Genomic DNA, 20037 nt, shown 5'->3' on the forward strand with positions numbered 1-20037 from the left:
TTGGTGAAGTTGGAACGCTGGTGATATCGGTCATCCCGCCATGCTACCCCGGATGCGCTCCGGATTGGCGCTCAGCAAAAATCCCGGCTCGAGGTAGGCAGGCTGCCCAGCATCGGCGACAGGTCGACCAGCCGCTTGGCGACCAGGTGCCGCACGATGCCTTCCTGCTGCCACACGCCATACACGCCCAGCAGCGAGGCGCCCAGCACCTCGCGCCGGAACCGGTCGACCAGGTCGGGCCAGACGATCACGTTGACGTTGCCCGTTTCATCTTCGATCGTGATGAACAGCACGCCCTTCGCGGTGCCGGGCCGCTGGCGCACGGTGACGATGCCGGCGCCGCGCGCCAGCTGGCCGTCGGCGAAGGTGTTCAGCACATCGGCCGGCAGGAAGCGCTTCTGCAGCAGTTGCGGGCGCAGCAGCGCCAGCGGATGCCGGCCCAGCGTCAGGCCGTGCGAACGGTAGTCGCCGACGATGTCGTCGCCTTCGCTGGGGGCGCGCAGGAACGGGGCTTCCTCGACCGGCTGGGTGGGGCGCAGCAAGTCCTTGTCCGGTACCGCGCCCACCGCTTCCCACAACGCCTGGCGGCGGTTGCCGGCCAGGCTGGCCAGCGCATTGGCGCCGGCCAGCACCTGCAGGTCGTGGCGGTCCAGCTGCGCGCGGCGTGCCAGGTCGGCCACGTCGGCGAACGGCCGCAGCGCGCGGGTCTGCTCGATCCGTTCGGCCGCCTCGAGCCGCATGCCGCGCAGCAGCGACATGCCCAACCGCACGGCAGGCTGCTCGCCGTGCGCTCTCCCATCATGCACGGCAGGCTGCTCGCCGTGCGCTCTCCCATCATGCACGGCAGGCTGCTCGCCGTGCGCTCTCCCATCATGGACCGCCGGCTGGCCACCGTCGTCCTTTTCTTCCAGCGCCGAATCCCAGCCGCTCACCGTGATGTCGACGGGGCGCACTTCCACGCCATGCCGCCTGGCATCCTGCACCAGCTGCGACGGGCCGTAGAACCCCATCGGCTGGCTGTTCAGCAGCGCGCACAGGAACGCGGCCGGCTCGTGGCACTTGATCCACGAGCTCACGTAGGTCAGCAAGGCAAAGCTGGCCGCGTGCGATTCGGGAAAGCCGTATTCGCCGAAGCCCTGGATCTGTTCGCAGATGCGGTGCGCGAACTCGATATCGTAGCCCTTCGCCGTCATGCCTTCGATGATGCGGCCCCGATATTTGTCCATGCCGCCCTTGCGCTTCCAGGCCGCCATCGCGCGGCGCAGCTGGTCCGCCTCGCCCTGCGAGAAACCGGCGGCGATCATGGCCACCTGCATCACCTGCTCCTGGAAGATCGGCACGCCCAGCGTGCGCTCCAGCGCCGGCTTCAGGCCTTCCGGGTAATCGATCAACGTGGGGTCGAGGCGGCGCTGCAGGTACGGGTGCACCATGCCGCCCTGGATCGGGCCGGGCCGCACCAGCGCCACCTCGATCACCAGGTCGTAGAAGCGGCGCGGGCGCAGCCGCGGCAGCATCGTCATCTGCGCGCGCGACTCGATCTGGAACACGCCCACCGTATCGGCTTCGCACATCATGTCGTAGGTGGCGGCATCGTCGCGCGGCACGTCCTGCATGCGGAACTCCTCGCCGCGGCGCACGCTGACCAGGTTCAACGCACGCCGCAGGGCCGACAGCATGCCCAGCGCCAGCACATCCACCTTCAGCAGGCCCAGTTCTTCCAGGTCGTCCTTGTCCCACTGGATCACGCTGCGGTCCTTCATCGTGGCGTTCTCGATCGGCACCAGGCGCGACAGCTTGTCCTGGGCGATGACGAAGCCGCCCACGTGCTGCGACAGGTGGCGCGGAAAGCCCAGCATCTTCTGCGCCAGGCTGGCCCACTGGTTGGCCAGCGGGGTTTCCGGATCGAGCCCGCATTCGGCGAAGCGGTTCAGCAGCTCGTGCTTGCTGTCGAACCAGTGGTGCGACTTGGCCACCTTTTCCACGATGGCCAGGTCCACGCCGAGCGCCTTGCCGGCATCGCGCAGCGCGCTTTTCGGCCGGTAGCAGATCACGGTGGCGGCCAGCGCGGCGCGGTGGCGCCCGTATTTCGCGTAGATGTACTGGATCACTTCCTCGCGCCGCTGGTGCTCGAAGTCGACGTCGATGTCGGGCGGTTCGTCGCGCTCGCGCGAAATGAAGCGCCCCATCAGCAGCGTGCTCTCGGCCGGATTGACCTCGGTGATGCCGAGGCAGTAGCACACGGCGGAGTTGGCTGCCGAACCGCGGCCCTGGCACAGGATTTCCTGCTGGCGGGCGAAGCGCACGATGTCGTACACGGTGAGGAAGAAGTATTCGTACTTCAGTTCGGCGACCAGTTCCAGTTCTTCCTCGACCTGCCGCTGGACCTTGGCGGGAATGCCGTCGGGGTAGCGCACCAGCGCGCCCGCATAGGTTTCCTGCCGCAGGTAGGAGGCCGGCGTGTGCCCCGCCGGTATCAGCTCGCTCGGGTATTCATAGCGCAGCTCGTCCAGCGAGAACGTGCACTGCGCGGCGATGCGCACGGTTTCCGCCAGCGCCTCGCGCGGGTAGACATTGGCGAGCCGCACGCGCGAGCGCAGGTGCTGCTCGGCGTTCTGCGCCAGCGCGTAGCCGCATTCGGCCACCGGCTTGCCGAGGCGGATCGCCGACAGCGTGTCGTGCAGCGGCTTGCGCGAGCGCACGTGCATGCAGACCTGCCCCGCCGCCACGACCGGCAGCTTGTGCTGGGCCGCCACTTCCTCGATGCTTTGCCGGTGGCCTTCGTCGAAGGCGCGCTGCAGCAGCGTGAGGCCGAGCCAGGCGCGCCCGCCGAAGGTGGCGGCCATCCACGCCGCCTGCGCATGCAGCCGGTCCACGTCCGCCGCTTCCCACACGGGATACGTGGGCAGCAGGACCAGCAGGCAGTCGGGCATGCCGCGCAAGTGCGCGCGCTCGGGCGGCGGGGCCGCGAAATCGGCGGGCTGCAGCAGGTATTCACCCTTGGCGGCGCGGGTGCGGCCCAGCGTGATCATTTCCGACAGGTTGCCGTAGCCATGGCGGTTCTTCGCAATGGCAAGCAGCGACAGGGCTTCGCCACCATCCGGCCTGGTCAGCCGGAACCAGCTGCCGATCAGCAGGCGCTGGTGATCCTCGCCATGCCACTTTGCCGCCTTCGCCTCGCCATGTGCCCGCACCACGCCGGCCAGCGAGCACTCATCGGTGATGGCCAGCGCCGTGTAGTCGAGCTGCATGGCGCGGGCCACCAGTTCCTCGGCATGCGAAGCGCCCTGCAGGAAGGAAAAATTCGTCATGCAGAACAGCTCCGCATAAGGCGGCAGGCTGAAGGGTGGCGTGGCGGCGGACATGATCGGATGGCAGTTGATACTGTATAAACATACAGCATTATACGCTCCGGCCTGCTCAACGCCGCGCGACGCCTGGGGCCGTGTTCCATACCAGAATTCGTCGGCGCATGTGGTTAAAGCGTGTGCCATTTGCAAAATAGTCACACTTGGGAAAGTGCTCATAGTTGATTCGCTGGCGGGCCGATAGAATCGCCGATTTACCTGTTCCGGAGAAGCCCTTGTCCACGCTACGCCTTGCCGTCCTGTCCGCCCTGTATGGATCTTCCGCCCTCGTCTTCGCCCCCGCGGTGCTGGCCCAGGAACAGCCAGCACAGGTGGCCGCGCCCCAGCAGCCGATGCAGTCGGTGAGCATCGTCGGTTCGCGCCGCGCCACCAGTTCCGCCACCGATACCGTGGTGCCGATCGACGTGATCCCGCTCACCGCCGCCGCCGAGAAAGGCGGCCAGTTCGACCTGTCGCAGACGCTGACCAATATCTCGCCCTCGTTCAACTCCACCCGCCAGTCGGGTGCGGACGGCGCCGACCTGGTCGACTCGGCCGCGCTGCGCGGCCTGGGCTCGGACCAGACCCTGGTGCTGGTGAACGGCAAGCGCCGCCACACGTCGTCGCTGGTGAACCTGTTCGGCGCGCGTAACCGGGGCAACACGGGCACCGACCTGAACGCGATCCCGATGCTGGCGATCCGCGACGTGCAGGTGCTGCGCGACGGCGCCGCGGCGCAATACGGCTCCGATGCGATCGCCGGCGTGATGGATATCGGCCTGAAGAAAAGCCTGGGCTGCGAAGCGGTCACCGGCTACGGCCAGTACTCGGCCGGCGACGGCGAGAACTGGCTGGCCTCGGCCTACTGCGGCATCGCGCTGGGCGGCGGCGTGGTCGGCATCACCGGCGAATACCTGGACCGCGGCCGCTCCGACCGTTCCGAGCCGGACAACCCGCGCATCATCGGCGACTCGAAGACCGAGAACCAGACGCTGTACGTGAACGGCGAAATCCCCACCGGCGTGGCCGGCGGCACGGGCAGGTTCTACTTCACCGGCGGCGTGCAGAAGCGCGACGCCTCGTCCGCCGCCTTCGGCCGCGGCGGCGTGGGCACCGACGATATCCCGAGCCGCAACTCGGCGGCCATGTATCCGGAAGGCTTCGTGCCCTTCATCAATGGCGACATGGATGACCGCACCGCCATCATCGGCCACCGCGCCCGGCTGGGCGAGTGGAATGCCGACCTGTCGCAGACCTACGGCTACAACCGCCTGATGTACGACATCAGCAACACGCTGAACGCGTCGATCGCCAATGCCGACCTGCTCGGTGGCGGCCAGGGCATCAGCCCCGACCACTTCGATGCGGGCGGCTTCTCGTTCGAGCAGTGGACCACCAATGCCGACTTCGCGCGCTACTTCGACGGCGCGATGGGCAAGGGCCTGAACGTGGCGTTCGGTGGCGAATACCGCGTCGAGAAATACAAGATCTTCGCCGGCGAGCAGGGCTCCTACGTGGATGCCGATGGCGTGGGCGAAGGCGGCAATGCCGGCAGCCAGGGCTTCCCCGGCTTCCAGCCCGGCGACGTGACGAATGCGCGCCGCCACAGCACTGCCCTGTACCTCGACCTGGAAGCGGACCTCACCGACGCGGCCAAGCTGCAGGGCGCGGTGCGCTGGGAAAAATACAGCGACTTCGGCTCCACCGTGACCGGCAAGCTGGCCGGCAGCTACCGCGTGGCGCCGGCCGCCCTGCTGCGCGCTTCGGCCAGCACCGGCTTCCGCGCGCCGTCGCTGCAGCAGGCGTTCTTCTCCTCGACCTTCACCGACTTCATCGGCGGCGTGCCGACCGACGTGGTGCTGGCCCCGAACGGCGGCGCCGTCGCCAGGCTGGCCGGCATCCCGAACCTGAAGGAAGAAAAGTCGACCAGCTTCACGCTGGGCACCACGTGGACGCCGACCGACACGATCTCCGTCACGGCCGACCTGTACCACATCAAGATCAAGGACCGCATCGTGCTGTCCGGCCGCTTCGATGCCGACAACTACCCGGAACTGGCCGCCCGCCTGTCGACGCTGGGCGTGGGCCAGGCACAGTTCTTCGTCAACTCGGTGGACACCAAGACGCAGGGCCTGGACCTGACCGCATCGCACCGCGGCACGCTGTTCGGCAACCGCCTGACGACCTTCCTGGCGGCCAATTTCTCGAAGACGACGGTGGAAGACATCCACGCGCCGGCTTCGCTGGCCGGCTTCGAAGACGTGCTGCTGTCCGAACGCGAACGCCTGTTCATCGAACAGGGCGGCCCGCGCCGCAAGGCCACGCTGGGCTTCAGCTACGTGACCGGCCCGCTGGACACGGACTTCAAGATCATCCACTTCGGCCCGCAGACGCTGGGCACCTTCAGCGGCACCGCCGCCGGCGTACCGAACCTGTACTACAAGGCCAAGACCTCGGCCGACCTGTCGCTGAGCTACAGCGTGAACCAGAACATCAAGTTCACGGCCGGCGCCAACAACATCTTCGGCGCCAAGCCGACCGCGCAGAATCCGGACGAAACCGACAACGGCTTCAAGTACGACAGCGTGCAGTTCGGCCTGAACGGCACGTCGTACTTCGCCCGGCTGCATGTGAAGTTCTGATGTAAGCGTTGCTCAGAAAATGGGGTATGGCGGGTCGCCGCACCGCCCCATTTTCAAAACCGGTGACAGGCTCCGATTTTCGAGAAACATTTCCAGAAAATCGGAGCCTGTCCCCATTTTTATGTGTCATCTTCGCGTCACATCGCGCCGCTACAGTCGCGTTTTATTTTTGCCGGGGACAATGAACATGAAAACGAATATGGCGATGCTGGCGGCACTGATCGCGGCTGGCGTGGTGGGTTGTGGCAGCGATAGCGACGACCCGGGCGGCGTGGCGGCGCCGGCGGCCGGCGGCATCCCGGAAGGCACCACCGTCACGTTCGCGCTGATGGAAACCACCGACCTGCACTCGAATGTCCTCGGCTACAACTACTATGCGCTGGCCGACGATGCGAGCCTGGGCATGGACCGCACCGCCACGCTGATCGCCGCCGCGCGCGCGGAAAATCCGAACAACGTGCTGCTCGACGATGGCGACGTAATCCAGGGCACGCTGCTGTCCGACCTGCAGGCGGTCACGAAACCGATCCCCTGCACCGCCACGCTGGCCGTGCACAAGGCCATGAACGCGCTGAAGTACGACGGCGGCGGCTTCGGCAACCATGAATTCAACTACGGCCTGCCGTTCCTGTCGCAGGTGACGAACACGGACCTGAACATTCCCGGCGTGACCAAACCCGCCGGCAACTGCGGCGCGCCCGCGTTCCCGCTGGTGCTGACCAACGTGACCGGCGTGGCCAGCGGCAAGCCGCTGTTCCAGCCCTACGCGGTACTGCCGCGCGCCTTTGTCGGCAAGGCGCCGGATGGCAGCGATATCAACGTCGTCATCAACATCGGCATCATGAGTTTCGTGCCGCCGCAGATCCTGGAATGGGACCAGAAGAACCTGGCCGGCAAGGTCGCCGTTTCCGGTTCGAAGGAAGCGGCGGCGCAGTACATTCCCGAGTTGCGCGGCAAGGGCGCACACGTGATCGTGGCGCTGTCGCACGGCGGCCTGGACGTGGGCGCTTACAGCCCGAAGATGGAAAACCAGAGCTACCACCTGGCCGGCACCGGCATCGATGCGCTGATGATCGGCCACTCGCACCTGATCTTCCCGAAGGGGAAGGAAAGCGGCGCCGCCGCGCTCGATCCTTCGCTGGCGGCGCTGCCGGCCAGCGCCAACGTCGATGCGGTCAACGGCTTCGTCAACGGCGTGCCGGCGGTGATGGCGCAGAGCTGGGGCCGGCGACTCGGCATCATCCGGATGACGATGGTGTACCAGGGCGGCAAATGGGTCACGCAGCCGGCCAAAACCACCGTCGAGTCGCGCGGCTTCAAGTACACCGACGGCGTGACCACGGTGAAGGCCGATCCCGCGATCGCCGCGCTGATCGCCGACGAGCATGCCGCCACCATCGCCTATGCCAAGGAACCGCTGGGTGTGACGACCGACTTCGAGATGTCGTCGTACTTCTCGCTGGTGGGCGACGTGACCGCGATCCAGCTGGTGAACCAGGCGCAGATCGCCTACGTGAAGAACTTCATCGCCACCAGCACCGATGCGACGCTGGCCAGCTACAGGAACATCCCCGTGATCTCGTGCAGCGCGCCCTTCAAGGCGGGCCGCAACGGCCCCTCGGACTTCACCGACGTGGCGCCGGGCGCCACCGCGGCCGCGCCGGTCGGCCTGCAGATCCGCAACCCGGGTGACCTTTACCTGTACGGCAACAACAACCTGCAAGCCGTGAAGATCAAGGGTTCGGACCTGAAGGCCTGGCTGGAAGCTTCCGCCAGGCAGTTCGGCCGCATCGACCCGGCCAGCACGGCCGAGCAGGACCTGGTGCCCAGCTACGGCACGATCTACAACTACGACGTGTTCTACGCCGAAGACAATGCGCTGACCTACCAGGATCGACGTGACGCAGCCGGCCGGCAGCCGCATCGTCAACCTCGTCTACCAGGGCAAGCCGGTGGCGGACGGCGACGACTTCATCGTGGCCACCAACGATTACCGTGCCGGCGGCGGTGGCGGCGTGCCCGGCATCGATGGCAGCAAGACGATCATCAAGTCGCCGGATGCGAACCAGGCGGTGGTTTCCAGCTACCTGCAAGGCATCGGCAAGGCGGGCGGCGGCAAGGTCACGCTGGCCGCCAACGGCAGTGCGCGCAGCTGGTCGTTCGCGAAGGTGAGGACGGCCGGGCCGGTGATCCTGCGTTCCGCGCCGGGCCACCTGGCCATCGCGCGCGCCAACGGCATCGCCGTCGTGACCGGCGAAAGCGGCCTCGATGCCAGCGGCTTCGGCAAGTACACCATCGACCTGTCGAAATGAGCCGCACCTTCCGGTCGATGCGGCAGCGGTTGCCAACAATGGTGCCAAAAGCGGTGCCGAAAACGGTGCCGCGGTCGATGCTGGCGGCGGTGCTGGTGGCCGTGCTGGCCGCTTGCAGCCACGAACCGCCGCCGGATGCGGCGCGGATCGAGGCGCTGTCGATGGCCGCGGCGCAGCGCAACGATGGCGCGGCCGAGCGCGAGCTGCACCGCCTGGCCGAACACGGCAATGCGGTGGCCGAGCGGGAACTGGGCATCCTGTACCGCTCGCGCCCGGAGCGGCGCGCCGAAGCGATGGCGCTGCTGCGCCGCGCCGCCCTGGCGAACGATGCCCAGGCCGCGTTCCACCTCGGCGAGCTGTATCGCACTGCCGAGGGAAATCCCGCCGGCCCGCCCGCCGCGTGGGAGTGGTACCGGCGCGCCGCCGAGGGTGGCCAGGCCAGGGCCGCGCTGAAGCTGGGCATGATGGCGCGCAACGGCGACGGCGTGCCGCGCGACGCGGCCACCGCCGCGCGCTGGCTGCAACTGGCCAGCGACCTGGGCAACGCGCATGCGATGTTCCTGCTGTCGTATGCCTACCGCAATGGCGACGGCGTGGCCGCCGACCCGCAGAAAGCCCGCTCCTTGCTGGAAGAAGCCGCCGAGCGGGAGTATCCGCCGGCCCTGCAGGAACTGGCGCTGACGGTCGACGACCCGCAGCGCGCCAGCCACCTGATGAAGGAAGCCACCGAACACCGGCGCAACAACTGGAACCGCTTCTAGCCTGCCACGCGGGTACCGGCAGCAGTGAAAAACGAAAAACGGTGACAGTCACCATTTATTGGGAAATATTTCCCGGAAATTGGAGCCTGTCACCGTTTTTCATTGCCGGTGCCGGCAGCAGTGAAAACGAAAACCGGTGACAGGCTCCGATTATTACAGGCTCCGATTATTTAGAAATATTTCCTGGAAAATGGAGCCTGTCACCGTTTTTTTGGAAAATGGAGCCTGTCACCGGTTTTCGGCATGCCCGACGATCAGCATCGTATCCACCGTGAAGCTGCCATCCTCCTCGATGGCGAAGTAGTCCCGCACCTCCGTCCCGGCGCGCCGCTGCAGCGAACGGATGGCCGCCACATGTGCTTCCGGCGTCTTCATCCGCTCCACCCATGACGCGAACTCCAGGCGCAGCCGGAAGGTCGTCACCTCGCCGACAGCGAAGCCGGCGGTGGCCAGCGCCGTGCGCCATTCATCCAGCGAGGCGTTGCGCACGTGCGAAGGGTCGCGCAGCAGTTCCAGGCTTTGCAGCCACGTGTCGAGCAGTGGCATGCCGGGCGTGACGACGTCCATGAAGATGGCCATGCCGCCCGGCTTCAGTACGCGGCGCATCTGCGCGAGGCCGGCGGGCACGTCGCGCCAGTGGTGCGCGCTGTACCGGGTGACGGCCACGTCGAAGGAAGCGGAAGGACATGGCAGCGACTCCGCGGCGCTGCGCTTGGTGACGACATTGCCGAAGCCGCGGCGGCCGGCCTCCCCGGCCACCACGCGCAGCATCGGCTCGGAGAGATCGCAGGCGACCACCTTGCCCACCAGCGGCGCCAGGTGGAACGTGGCATGGCCGCCGCCGCACCCCATGTCCAGCGCGACCGCTTCCGGACGCTGGCCCACCAGGCTGGCCATCCGTTCCAGGTCCGCGCCGCTGGCATGGACCGCACTGGCGAGATAGGCATGCGCCTGGGGGCTGAACTGGCTGTCGACGATATCGTTGTGGCTGGGGGCGTTCATGATGGACTCCTGGGTCAGTGGGAAGACCATTGTGTCCACGTCCTTTAACTGGTACAAGATGGCAATTTATCCTGGTATAAATGGTCCCATGCACCATGCTCCCGTTAACCACTCTCCCATTGACCACTCTCCCATTGACCACTCTCCGATTAACCACTCTCCGATTAACCACTCTCCGATTAACCACTCTCCGATTAACCACTCTCCCATTGACCACTCTCCCATTAACCACTCTCCGATTAACCACTCTCCCATTAACCGCTCTCCCATTGGCCATCCTTCCATGAACCATCCTCCCATGAACCAGCCCGCCACGCCCCCTTCCCCATGACCCAGCCCGATCCCCGCCACTTGCTCGGCACCTTCATCCGCGCCCACCGCGAGCGACTGCCCCCGCCGGCCAAGGCCTTCGGCCGGCGCCGCACGCCCGGCCTGCGGCGCGAGGAACTGGCCGACGCGGCCGGCGTCAGCGTTACCTGGATCACGTGGCTGGAACAGGGGCGCGATGTGGCGGCTTCCGCGGCCGCGCTGGCCCGCCTTGCCGATGCCTTGCGGCTTACCTCGGCCGAGCGGGCTTCGATGTTCGACCTGGCGCAGAAGCGCGATCCCGCCCCGGCCACCGCCCACGCCGACCTGCCCGGCAGCCTGCTGACGCTGCCATCGCTGATGACCGTCCCGGCCTACCTCCTCGACCGCACATGGACGGCCCGGGCCTGGAATGCCCCGGCCGCCGGGCTGTTCAGCGGCTGGCTGGATGACGGGACGGCTGACCGAAACCTGATGCGGTTCGTGTTTCTCTCGCCGCTCGCCCAGGACCTGATCGCGGACTGGCCGGAACGGTCCCGGCGGCTGGTCGCCGAGTTCCGTGCCGACTACAGCCGTTGTCCGCACGATGCGGCGTTCCTGGAATTGATCGACGAGCTGTCGATGAAAAGCGAGCTCTTCGCGCGCCATTGGAAGGAGCAGGCGGTGCTGCATCGGGAGGGCGGGCAGCGGGTATTCCACCACCCCGCGCGCGGCGTGCTGCGCTTCCTGCAGACCACGCTGCTGGTCGCGGCGCAGCAGGAGTGCAAGCTGGTGTGCCTGGAACCGGCATGAGCGGCCCGGGAAAGGTGGGGCCACCCAGGCGGTGCCTTACAGCTTGCTGTTCTGGCAGCCCGAGCTGACGCATTCGCGCACGCGGTCCTGCAGGAACTGGGCGCGTGAAATCGTGGTATCCGTGGCGCATTGCAGGTCGACGAAGAAGTGGCCGGGTTCCAGCTTGGAGCAGGATTCGTTGCGGGAACGGATCCATGCAAGCTGCCCTTTCTTCAGGGCCTTCTTGCCATCGGCATCGAGCTTGCCGGACAGCTTCTGGTAGTTGTCGTTCAGTTCGCGGTCGGCTTCCTGGTACACCTTGTTCAGGCAGTACAGGCCATCGAAATCGTTTTTCGGCTTGTCGCAGGCGGAATTGGCCAGGGCGGCGCCCGATGCGGACAGCAGGACAGCAAGTAATAAGCGTTTCATGTTTTCCTCGGCATGCGGCGGACCCTGCGCCGCCACCGGCGCTGCGGACCCGCGCAAGGGCGGGAAATTATCATAATGAAAACTGTTTGGCAAACCGGGAGCAGGAAGTCATCCGCGTCGATCTCTTCCGAAAGCAATAGTTTGAATGTAATAGTTTTACAATCACGGCTTTTCCAAAGAATTCCATGCGTACAGTCACCGCCATCACATTATTCCTGCTCGCCAGCACCGCTGTCCGGGCCGAAGAACCGGAAAGCCGGCCGGGGTCGCTGCAAATTACCGCCCAGAGCGACGCGCGCACGGTTATTCGCAGTATTCCCGAGGAAGCCGCCACCGAGCGTTTCGAAGTGCTGACCTCGAACGGCGGCACGGTCAGCTACGTGGGACTGACGGACGGGCCGACCGGCGGCGTGGTCTTCAAGGACGGCAAGCTGTACGGCACGCTGACCCGTGCGCAGGCGGAAGCGTTCTATTCCTGCCGGGGTTACGCCACGGCGCGGCATCATTACTGGGCCCAGGAAGCGGGCCGATGGGCCGATTCGCTGGTTCGGGCGGCGCAGCCCGCGCCGGAGGTCGCACTGCAGTTCAGTGGACAGTCCACGATGAAGAGCATCAAGGCCGTGCTGGAGAACCCGGCCATCGGCCAGGTCAAGGCACTGGTTGAAATGGGCACCAATCCGTTCAAGGTCGTCAAGGTATTGTCCAAGGCGCGCAGCGATCACCGGCAGCGCGAGTTCGACGAGGACATGCTCGAAGAGCTCGGTGAACTGGTGCCGGGCGATTCCGAACAGCGCCTGGCCGATGTATTGCGGCCGCAGGACCTGACGTTCCTGGAGCAAGGGATCGTCATGGCGTATCCCAGGTACTCGGTGGAATTCCTCGTCAATGACGGCAAGATCCAGGCGCTGCAGCAGCCCTCGTTCCTGCAGATCGCACGCGCGAAGCCGGCACTGTTCTATGCGCCCAACACGCTCTGGTCGAGCTGCACGCCGGAGAAATGGGTAGAGGCCGTGCGCGCCGTGCCGCGGGGGTAAGACCCGGCATCGCGCCAGCGCCGGCGGCCACGGCACGCGCCGGTGCGCTGGACAAGCCTCACGGCGCCGGCTGTGCAAGGTCATCTTTCCGCCGGCGCGAGGTGTTTCGCCACCCCGCCCAGCAGGCGGTGCCGGGCCGCGCGCACGCCATCCTCGACAGACATCCGGGCCGCGACCGCGCGCGCGTTGTCGCGCAGGCCGCCGGCCCGGTCCATCAGGCCGCGCAGCATGGCGCTGTCGAGCCTGCGCGGCGCCGGGCAGACGCCGGCGATGCCGAGGCGGGCCAGCCGGTCGGCCCAGAAGAACTGGTCGCCGGCAAACGGCACGACCACGGAAGGCACGCCGGAGCGCGCGGCGGCGTGGCTGGTACCGGCGCCGCCGTGGTGCACGATGACCGAGGTACGCGGGAACAGCCAGTCGTGCGGGGTATCGTCCAGCACGTGGAAATTGGCTGGCAATCCGGCCGCGTCGATGCCGCTCCAGCCAGGATAGAACAGCGCGCGGCGCCCGCCCACCGCCTCGACGATGGCGTGGCGCAGCGTGCGCGTGTCGAACCCCGCCATGCTGCCGAAGCCGATATAGGCCGGCGGCTCGCCCTGCTCCAGGAACGCGGCCAGCGCTGGCGGCGGGCGCCATGCGCGGTCGGCGGCATGCCAGGCGCCGCACACTTCCACTTCGCCCGGCCAGTCGGCCGGTTCGGGCAGCAGGGTCGGCGAGCAGCCGTACAAGACCGGATAACCGCTCCACATCCTCGTCACGGGCGGCTGGCCGAACACGGCGTGCCTGCCATGGTCGATATTGTCCCGGAACGATGTCCAGGCCAGTCCCGCGAACAGGCGGTGGGAAGCCCGGTTGGCCCAGCGTGGCCAGCGCCGCTGGCGCAGGAACACGGACGGGAAGTCGCCGGTGGGTGTCATCGGCCACAGCCCGGCGCCGACACAAGGCAGGTCGAGCCCTTCGGCCACGGCCAGGCCGGCATAACTGGCCAGGCCGGAAAATACCAGCGCATCGCTGCCTTCGGCGGCCTCGCGCGCGGCGCGCATCCATTCGACCGTATGGCCGCTGGCGATGGCGGCGAAGGCCCGCGTGATCTTGTCGAGATTGGCTCCCTGCCGCACCACGCGGCCCAGCGAGCCATGCGGCGCCAGGGCTTGCCGGATATCGCCCGCCAGGGGCGTGAAGCCGATGCCGCGGGCCTGGGCGCTGGCGGCCGCCGAGCGATCGGCCAGCAGGTGCACCTGGTGTCCGTGCGCGGCCAGCGCCTGCGCGAGCGCCAGCAGCGGCCGGGTGTCGCCCTCGGTGCCGTAAGTCAGGAAGGTGAATTTCATGCGTGGTCCTCATTGCTGTCTTCTGCCCGGTACGGGCGGACGACATCCTCCACGCTCCTGCTAGCCGGTGTCTTGAAGAAAAGCGACAGCATCGCCGTCCAGGCGATACACCCAGTAGTCGGGATCATGCGCGACCGCGGCGGCGAGGCGTGCCGGCGGCAGGCCGGTCAGGTCGCAGATGTCGCGGGTCAGGTGCGGCTGGTCGGCGAAACCCAGGTCGGCCGCCAGCCGTGCCAGCGGCAAGGGAGCGCCTTCGCCGCGCGGGCCGGCGAGCCTGCCCAGCGCTTGCTCCGCCCGTTGCAGGCGATGCACCCTGGCGGGCGGCAGGCCGATTGCCGCCAATGCCTGGCGCTGCAACTGGCGGTGGCTGACACCGATGGCGTGCGCCGCGTCCGCCGGCTTGCGCATGGCGGGCGCCCGCACCAGGGTGCCGATGTTCCTGTCCCAGCGCGGCCGCACCGGCAGCCAGCGGCGCAGCAGCCATTGTTCCATCCACGCGATCTGCGCATCCGGCTGGCTGGCCCGCGCCTGCAGCGCCGCCGGCCACTCGTTCCATTCGTCCGGCAGCCAGGCCTGGCCGGCATCGTTGCGGTCCTTCAGCCGCGCCGGCTCGCACCCCGTCAACAGCCGGAAGGCATCCGGATACAGGATGGCGGTGACGCAGCGCAGCGGCGCCAGGGTCAGCGATGCCACCGGGCGGGTGCGCGGGCCGAATACGGTCCAGTGCGGAGCGATCCGGCCAGGGCATCCGCCATCGTCCAGCAGCGCGACCTGGCCATCGGTGATCATCGTGACACCGCAGTAGACCATCGCCGGGAAACGGTTGATCGGCGCGCCGCGCGGCGGCCACGGCTGGTCCAGCATGGAGACGGCGACGAATCCGCGCACCGCTTCCGCCAGCGGCCCGGAGGCGGCCCGCAGCACGCTGAACATGGCGTCAGGCCAGCTGCGCCAGCTCGCGCGTCATGTTGACGATGGCCGGTTCGTTGTACTGCTCGGCAAACCATGGGTCGGCATACAGCGTGCCGGCATAAGCCTTGCCGCGCAGGTGTTCGAGCACGGCGGCGCGCTGGCTGCCGTAGCGTTCCTCGGGCACGTGGCCATATTCGGCGCGGATGCCGCGCGCGTAGTGGGCGTACACTTCCTCGTCCTGCCCCAGGATCGCCAGGTCCACGCCCAGCAGGATTTCCTTGAGCGGATGGGCCACGTGGCCGCCCTGCAGGTGGTCGGTGGCGCGGATCAGCGTCGCCACTTCGCCGGCCCGGCCGGCATCCGCTTCCAGGCCGCTGCCGAGCCACAACTGCGCGCTGGCTACCTCGTTCGACACGGCCCCCGGCCCGTGGCCGTAGTACGCGTCGTGGAACCAGAACGCGGCGCGCACCAGGTCCGCGTCGGCCGCGGTCGCGCCCGTGTTGGCGGCCCAGGCGCGGATCTCGGCCAGGCCGTGCACCAGGTGGTCGAGGTTGTGATAATGGCGCGTGGCGCCGCCGTAGGCGTCGGCGCCGGTCAGCCGGGCGAACCAGCCTGGCGCCGCGTCGCCCTGGAACAGCGCCTGCCATTCCTTGTGCAGCCAGCTGAGGATCCAGGCCCGGTAGGCCGGCGCCGGCACGAACTTCTTGGTCGTCCAGTTCCAGCCCACCGGGCCTTCCAGCGCCTTGACGAAGCTGGAGCTGACCGAGCCCAGGTCGCGCGGCGGCATCACGAACAGCGTCTTGGCGCCGCCGATCACTTCCACGTTGGTCTGCTGGATCAGGTTTTCGTAATCGAAATCGGCGGTGGTGCGGATGCCGCGGATCAGGTAGTCGACGCCATGCTTGCGTGCCACGCGCGCCGTGTAGTCGCTCTTCACGATCAGCACCTGCACGTTGTCCCACTGCCGTTCGGCGCAGCTTTCCAGCACGATCGCGCGTCGTTCCTCGGCCGAGAAACGGGGCTGCTTGGTGGAATTCTGCGACAGGAAGACGATCACCTCATCCGCGATCGAACGGGCTTCGCCGATCACCCACATGTGGCCATTGGTGATCGGGTCCAGCGTGCCCGAGAAACCGATTCTTTTCATGCGCCGCCCTGTTGGCTGTCTGTCAATACGGGCATTCTAGCCCAGCACCAGGGACAACCGCTTCAAAAAACCGGTGACAGGTCGATGCCGCCTGTATAAGCCCACCCCAAGTGCAAATTCGGGGGTCAGACCCGGCGGGTCTGACCCCAGCCCTTTGCCGTTGGGGTGAATGCATGCGCTTTCAACATGTCGTCAGGCGGCACTCTTGGCCAGGGGGACTTTGGTAGTGGCGGCCTTCGCGCCGGGGAACGTCACGCGCACCAGCAGGCCGCCGAGCCGTTCGGAAGCGTCCAGCGACAGCGTGGCGCCATGGCGCTCGGCGATCGCCTTGATGATGGCCAGGCCCAGGCCGCTGCCCGTCGCGGTCGTGCCGGGCACGCGGTAGAAGCGGCTGAAGACGCGCTCGCGCTCTTCCGGCGAGATGCCGGGACCGCTGTCCTCGACGACCAGCTCGGCGGCGCCGCTGCCATCCGCATGCCGCACCGACACGTCGACGGTGCCGCCGGAAGGCGTGTACTTGATGGCGTTGTCGACCAGGTTACGCAGCAGCACGCGCAGCGCGTCGGCCTGGCCCTGCACGGTGGCTTCGGCCACTTCGTGGATGCCCAGGTCGATCTCGCGTGCCTGCGCGGCGCCCACCATGTCGCCCAGCGTGCGCCGCGCCAGCTCGGCCAGGTTGACCGGGTCCATCTTCGGCTCGGCCGCCTCCTGCCGCGCCAGCACCAGCAATTGCTCGACCAGGCGAGTAGCCCGTTCGATGCCCGCCGTCAGCCGCGCGATGGCCAGCTTGCGGGCATCGGCATCCTCGGCGCGGTCCAGGCTCAGTACCTGCAGCTTGAGTGCCGCCAGCGGCGAGCGCAGCTCGTGGGCGGCATCGGCCACGAAGTGCTGCTGGGCGTCGAACGCGGTGCGCACGCGGCCGAACAGCAGGTTCAGTTCGTGCACCAGCGGCTTCACCTCGTCCGGCAGGTCGGCTTCGGACACGGGCGACAGGTCCTCCGCCTGGCGCGATGCCACCTGCCGCCGCACCCGCGCCACCGGTGCCAGCGAGCCGCTGACGACCCACCACACCACCAGCATCAGCATCGGCGCCATCAGCGCGATCGGCCCGACGGTGCGCAGCGCCAGCGCGCCGGCCATGCGCTTGCGCACCGACATGTCCTGGGCGATCTGCACCGTCTGGTTACTGGTCTGCACCGAGTACACCCGGTACACCGTGCCCTTGGCCTTCACGTTGGAAAAGCCGAGCACCGCGCGCTGCGGCAGCTCGGCGCGGGAAATCGAGCGGAATACCTGGATGCCGTCCGGCGTCCAGACCTGCACCACCATGTCGTCGTTGCCCGGGTCGGCGCTGGGGCCATGGTGGGCGTTCGCCAGCGGCGCGCCGGAACGCAGCGCCAGCGCCATCTGCTGCATGTGGTAGTCGAAGATCTGGTCCGCATCGTGCAGCGCGCTGCGGTAGGCGATCATCGCCTGCGCCAGCGCCGCCATGGTGATCGCCGCCAGCAGGAACCACAGCAGCCGGCCACGCAGCGAGTGCGTGTTGACCTTCATGCGGGAGACCCCCGGCACCTTCATGCTTTCGGCACCATGTAGCCGAGGCCGCGCACGTTCTGGATCAGTTCCGCGCCCAGCTTCTTGCGCAGGCCATGGATATACACTTCGACGGCATTGCTGTTCACTTCATCCTTCCAGCTGTACAGCTTTTCTTCCAGCTGGGCGCGCGACAGCACGATGCCGGGGCGCGCGATCAGCGCTTCCAGCACGGCCCATTCGCGCGCCGACAGGTTGACCTGCACGCCGTTGGCGATCACCTCGCGCGTTTGCGGGTTGATCGACACGCCCTTGTGCTCGAACACCGGTTCGGCGCGCCCCGCCGAGCGGCGCAGCAGCGCGCGGATGCGGGCCAGCATCTCATCCAGGTCGTACGGCTTGAGCACGTAGTCGTCGGCACCGGCATCGAGGCCGGCGATACGCTGCTCGACGGCGTCGCGTGCCGTGGCGACCAGCACCGGCGTCAGCTCCTTGCGCGCGCGCATCGAGCGCAATACTTCCAGGCCATCCTTGCGCGGCAGGCCCAGGTCGAGCAGCACCAGGTCGTAGGTCTGGGTCTGCAAGGCCGTGTCGGCCATCGCGCCATCCTTTACCCAGTCCACGGCATAGTGCTCGGCGCGCAACAGGTCGAGCACCACTTCACCGATCATCACATCATCTTCCACCAGCAGCAGCCGCATTTTTTATTGTCCTTTCATGTTCGCGGGCCGCCGCGGCGGCCCGTCTTCCAGCGGCGCAGTTTATCCCAATCGCACGGGAATAAAAATGCGTTCCTCGCCGCGCTGGATCAGCAGCGCCACCGATTTCGACGATTTCGACACCACGTCGCGCACCTGCTCGACCGAGTTGACGGGCCGGCCGTTTACCGACAGCAGCACGTCGCCCGGCTGCAGCCCGGCGCTGGCGGCCGCGCCACCGGCACGCTCGATGACGAGCCCGGAAGCCAGGCCGACCGCCTGTTTTTCCAGCGGGTCGAGCGGGCGCAGGGCCAGGCCCAGGCGCGACTTCGCGACCGGGCTGTCGTCGTCGCCGGCGGCATTGGCCAGCGTGCGCTCGGTGGCATTGCCCAGCTTGCCGGCCAGCGACACGGCCTTGCCCTGGCGCCAGACATCCAGCGTCACCTTGTCGCCCGGCTTGGCCAGCGCCACGTAGGAAGACAGGTCGCCAGAGGCGACGATCTTCTGGCCATTGATGGCGCGCACCACGTCGCCCGGCTTCAGGCCGCTCTGCTCGGCGGCACTGCCCTTTTCCACGTTGACGATCAGCGCGCCTTCCGGCGACGGCAGGTCGAACGAATCGGCAAAGCTCTGGTCCACTTCCTGCGCCAGCACGCCCAGCTTGGCGTGCACCACCTTGCCGGTGGCCACGATCTGGTCGCGGATGCGCTGCGCCACATCGATCGGGATCGCGAACGACAGGCCCTGGTAGCCGCCGGTCTGGCTGTAGATCTGCGAATTGATGCCGACCACTTCGCCCTTCGTGTTGAACAGCGGGCCGCCCGAGTTGCCGGGGTTGACCGCCACGTCGGTCTGGATGAACGGCACGCTGCCGTCGTCCAGCGCGCGGCCCTTGGCGCTGACCACGCCGGCCGTCACGGTGTTTTCCAGGCCGAACGGCGAACCGATGGCCAGCACCCATTCGCCGACTTTCACGTCCATCGAGCGGCCCAGCGGCACCACGGGCAGGTTCTTCGCATCGATCTTCAGCACGGCCACGTCGGTGCGCGGGTCGGAACCGAGCACCTTGGCGCGGAATTCGCGGCGGTCCGTCAGCTTCACGGTGACTTCGCTGGCATCGCGCACCACGTGGGCATTGGTCATGATCAGGCCATCGGCACTGACGATGAAGCCGGAACCGACGCCGTGGCTGGGTGCCTGGCCGCCCCGTTGCGGGCCTTGCGGGCCCTGGAAGCGGCGGAAGAATTCAAAGAACGGATCGTCCGCGAATGGCTCGCCGCGGTTGTCGTAGCTGGTCTTCACGCTGCCGGTGGTGCTGATGTTGACCACGGCGGGGCCATTGCGGGAGGCGACCACGGAAAAGTCCGGCAGCGCGATCATCGGCGCCGGCGTCGGCGCCGGGGCGCCCGCGGCGGCATTGGCCGGCACGCCGGGTGCCGGCGTGGCTGCGACCTGCGCACCGGCGGCCGGCGCATCGTGGGTTCCCTGCACGGCGATCGCCGCGCCTGCGCCCAGTACGCCCACCGCGCACAGGGCCAGGACCAGGCGTTTCATGTTCAAGACCTTGTCCTTGCTCATTTCTGTACTCCCCATTGGATCAAATTCGATGGTAGCAATATGAGGTCAACAGCTTATACGCTCCTTAACCATGCCACCAGGAGGGCAGGCCACCGGGAGGCGCTCATGGCTGCGTTGCGGCGTCTTGCCGTGCTGAAGCACTGTCTGCGACGCCACGCCTTGCCCTGAGCGCTCCTGATGGCCCGGCGACCATGGCCGTGGAAACTCCCTGGAACGCAAAAAGGCCGGGTTTCCCCGGCC

Annotated in this window: 13 protein-coding genes and 1 pseudogene; 5 read left to right on the forward strand and 9 right to left on the reverse strand. The window is 67.4% G+C overall.

Annotation, left to right across the window (positions count from 1 at the left end):
* Positions 1 to 71: 71 nt before the first annotated feature.
* On the reverse strand, positions 72 to 3362 hold the full coding sequence (locus OU994_RS25980) for an error-prone DNA polymerase (protein ID WP_281608275.1): 3291 nt from the start codon (positions 3360 to 3362) through the stop codon (positions 72 to 74).
* A 218-nt stretch (positions 3363 to 3580) separates the two neighbouring features.
* On the opposite strand from OU994_RS25980, the gene OU994_RS25985 reads away from it, so the two are divergent.
* The 3 genes and pseudogenes from OU994_RS25985 (at position 3581) to OU994_RS25995 (ending at position 9059) form a co-directional block, all read left to right on the forward strand.
* Complete coding sequence (locus OU994_RS25985; RefSeq protein ID WP_281608276.1) at positions 3581 to 5986, forward strand: TonB-dependent siderophore receptor; 2406 nt, start codon at positions 3581 to 3583, stop codon at positions 5984 to 5986.
* A gap of 187 nt (positions 5987 to 6173) precedes the next feature.
* Positions 6174 to 8298: pseudogene (locus OU994_RS31800) on the forward strand (bifunctional 2',3'-cyclic-nucleotide 2'-phosphodiesterase/3'-nucleotidase).
* A gap of 293 nt (positions 8299 to 8591) precedes the next feature.
* Positions 8592 to 9059: a tetratricopeptide repeat protein gene (locus OU994_RS25995; RefSeq protein ID WP_281611724.1), complete on the forward strand. Its 468-nt coding sequence runs from the start codon at positions 8592 to 8594 to the stop codon at positions 9057 to 9059.
* Between the two features lie 228 nt (positions 9060 to 9287).
* Here OU994_RS25995 and OU994_RS26000 read toward each other — a convergent pair whose 3' ends face one another.
* On the reverse strand, positions 9288 to 10061 hold the full coding sequence (locus OU994_RS26000; protein ID WP_281608277.1) for a class I SAM-dependent methyltransferase: 774 nt from the start codon (positions 10059 to 10061) through the stop codon (positions 9288 to 9290).
* A gap of 327 nt (positions 10062 to 10388) precedes the next feature.
* Here OU994_RS26000 and OU994_RS26005 point away from each other — a divergent pair, with 327 nt between their 5' ends.
* Complete coding sequence (locus tag OU994_RS26005; RefSeq protein WP_281608278.1) at positions 10389 to 11159, forward strand: helix-turn-helix domain-containing protein; 771 nt, start codon at positions 10389 to 10391, stop codon at positions 11157 to 11159.
* A gap of 36 nt (positions 11160 to 11195) precedes the next feature.
* Here OU994_RS26005 and OU994_RS26010 read toward each other — a convergent pair whose 3' ends face one another.
* A complete protein-coding gene (locus tag OU994_RS26010; RefSeq protein WP_131144416.1) occupies positions 11196 to 11567 on the reverse strand; it encodes a lysozyme inhibitor LprI family protein in 372 nt (123 codons plus the stop codon).
* 185 nt (positions 11568 to 11752) lie between these two features.
* Between OU994_RS26010 and OU994_RS26015 the strand changes: the two genes are divergently transcribed.
* Positions 11753 to 12601, forward strand: coding sequence for a hypothetical protein (locus OU994_RS26015; protein ID WP_281608279.1), 849 nt, complete (start codon positions 11753 to 11755; stop codon positions 12599 to 12601).
* Between the two features lie 80 nt (positions 12602 to 12681).
* On the opposite strand, the gene OU994_RS26020 is transcribed toward OU994_RS26015, so the two are convergent.
* From OU994_RS26020 to OU994_RS26045, 6 genes are all read right to left on the reverse strand, one after another.
* Entirely contained in the window at positions 12682 to 13929 is a 1248-nt protein-coding gene (locus OU994_RS26020; RefSeq protein ID WP_281608280.1) for a glycosyltransferase, read from the reverse strand.
* A 60-nt stretch (positions 13930 to 13989) separates the two neighbouring features.
* Positions 13990 to 14862: a helix-turn-helix domain-containing protein gene (locus OU994_RS26025; RefSeq protein ID WP_281608281.1), complete on the reverse strand. Its 873-nt coding sequence runs from the start codon at positions 14860 to 14862 to the stop codon at positions 13990 to 13992.
* A gap of 4 nt (positions 14863 to 14866) precedes the next feature.
* Positions 14867 to 15988: a pantetheine-phosphate adenylyltransferase gene (gene coaD / locus OU994_RS26030; RefSeq protein ID WP_281608282.1), complete on the reverse strand. Its 1122-nt coding sequence runs from the start codon at positions 15986 to 15988 to the stop codon at positions 14867 to 14869.
* Positions 15989 to 16180: 192 nt separating this feature from the next.
* Complete coding sequence (locus tag OU994_RS26035) at positions 16181 to 17542, reverse strand: ATP-binding protein (protein WP_281608283.1); 1362 nt, start codon at positions 17540 to 17542, stop codon at positions 16181 to 16183.
* 20 nt (positions 17543 to 17562) lie between these two features.
* Positions 17563 to 18222: a response regulator transcription factor gene (locus OU994_RS26040; RefSeq protein ID WP_131144411.1), complete on the reverse strand. Its 660-nt coding sequence runs from the start codon at positions 18220 to 18222 to the stop codon at positions 17563 to 17565.
* A gap of 60 nt (positions 18223 to 18282) precedes the next feature.
* Positions 18283 to 19773 carry a Do family serine endopeptidase gene (locus OU994_RS26045; RefSeq protein ID WP_281608284.1) on the reverse strand — a complete coding sequence of 497 codons (1491 nt, stop codon included), beginning with the start codon at positions 19771 to 19773 and terminating at the stop codon, positions 18283 to 18285.
* Positions 19774 to 20037: the final 264 nt, after the last annotated feature.

It is taken from the genome of Pseudoduganella sp. SL102 (genome assembly GCF_027856995.1).
Taxonomy (GTDB): Bacteria; Pseudomonadota; Gammaproteobacteria; order Burkholderiales; family Burkholderiaceae_D; genus Rugamonas; species Rugamonas albidiflava.

Coding starts and splice junctions, on each gene's coding strand:
- OU994_RS26035 (WP_281608283.1), bottom strand. CDS start 17,542: ATGAAGGTCAACACGCACTCGCTGCGTGGCCGGCTGCTGTGGTTCCTG.
- OU994_RS26025 (WP_281608281.1), bottom strand. CDS start 14,862: ATGTTCAGCGTGCTGCGGGCCGCCTCCGGGCCGCTGGCGGAAGCGGTG.
- OU994_RS26005 (WP_281608278.1), top strand. CDS start 10,389: ATGACCCAGCCCGATCCCCGCCACTTGCTCGGCACCTTCATCCGCGCC.
- OU994_RS26015 (WP_281608279.1), top strand. CDS start 11,753: ATGCGTACAGTCACCGCCATCACATTATTCCTGCTCGCCAGCACCGCT.
- OU994_RS26000 (WP_281608277.1), bottom strand. CDS start 10,061: ATGAACGCCCCCAGCCACAACGATATCGTCGACAGCCAGTTCAGCCCC.
- OU994_RS25995 (WP_281611724.1), top strand. CDS start 8,592: ATGGCGCTGCTGCGCCGCGCCGCCCTGGCGAACGATGCCCAGGCCGCG.
- OU994_RS26020 (WP_281608280.1), bottom strand. CDS start 13,929: ATGAAATTCACCTTCCTGACTTACGGCACCGAGGGCGACACCCGGCCG.
- OU994_RS26045 (WP_281608284.1), bottom strand. CDS start 19,773: ATGAAACGCCTGGTCCTGGCCCTGTGCGCGGTGGGCGTACTGGGCGCA.
- OU994_RS25980 (WP_281608275.1), bottom strand. CDS start 3,362: ATGTCCGCCGCCACGCCACCCTTCAGCCTGCCGCCTTATGCGGAGCTG.
- OU994_RS26010 (WP_131144416.1), bottom strand. CDS start 11,567: ATGAAACGCTTATTACTTGCTGTCCTGCTGTCCGCATCGGGCGCCGCC.
- coaD (WP_281608282.1), bottom strand. CDS start 15,988: ATGAAAAGAATCGGTTTCTCGGGCACGCTGGACCCGATCACCAATGGC.
- OU994_RS26040 (WP_131144411.1), bottom strand. CDS start 18,222: ATGCGGCTGCTGCTGGTGGAAGATGATGTGATGATCGGTGAAGTGGTG.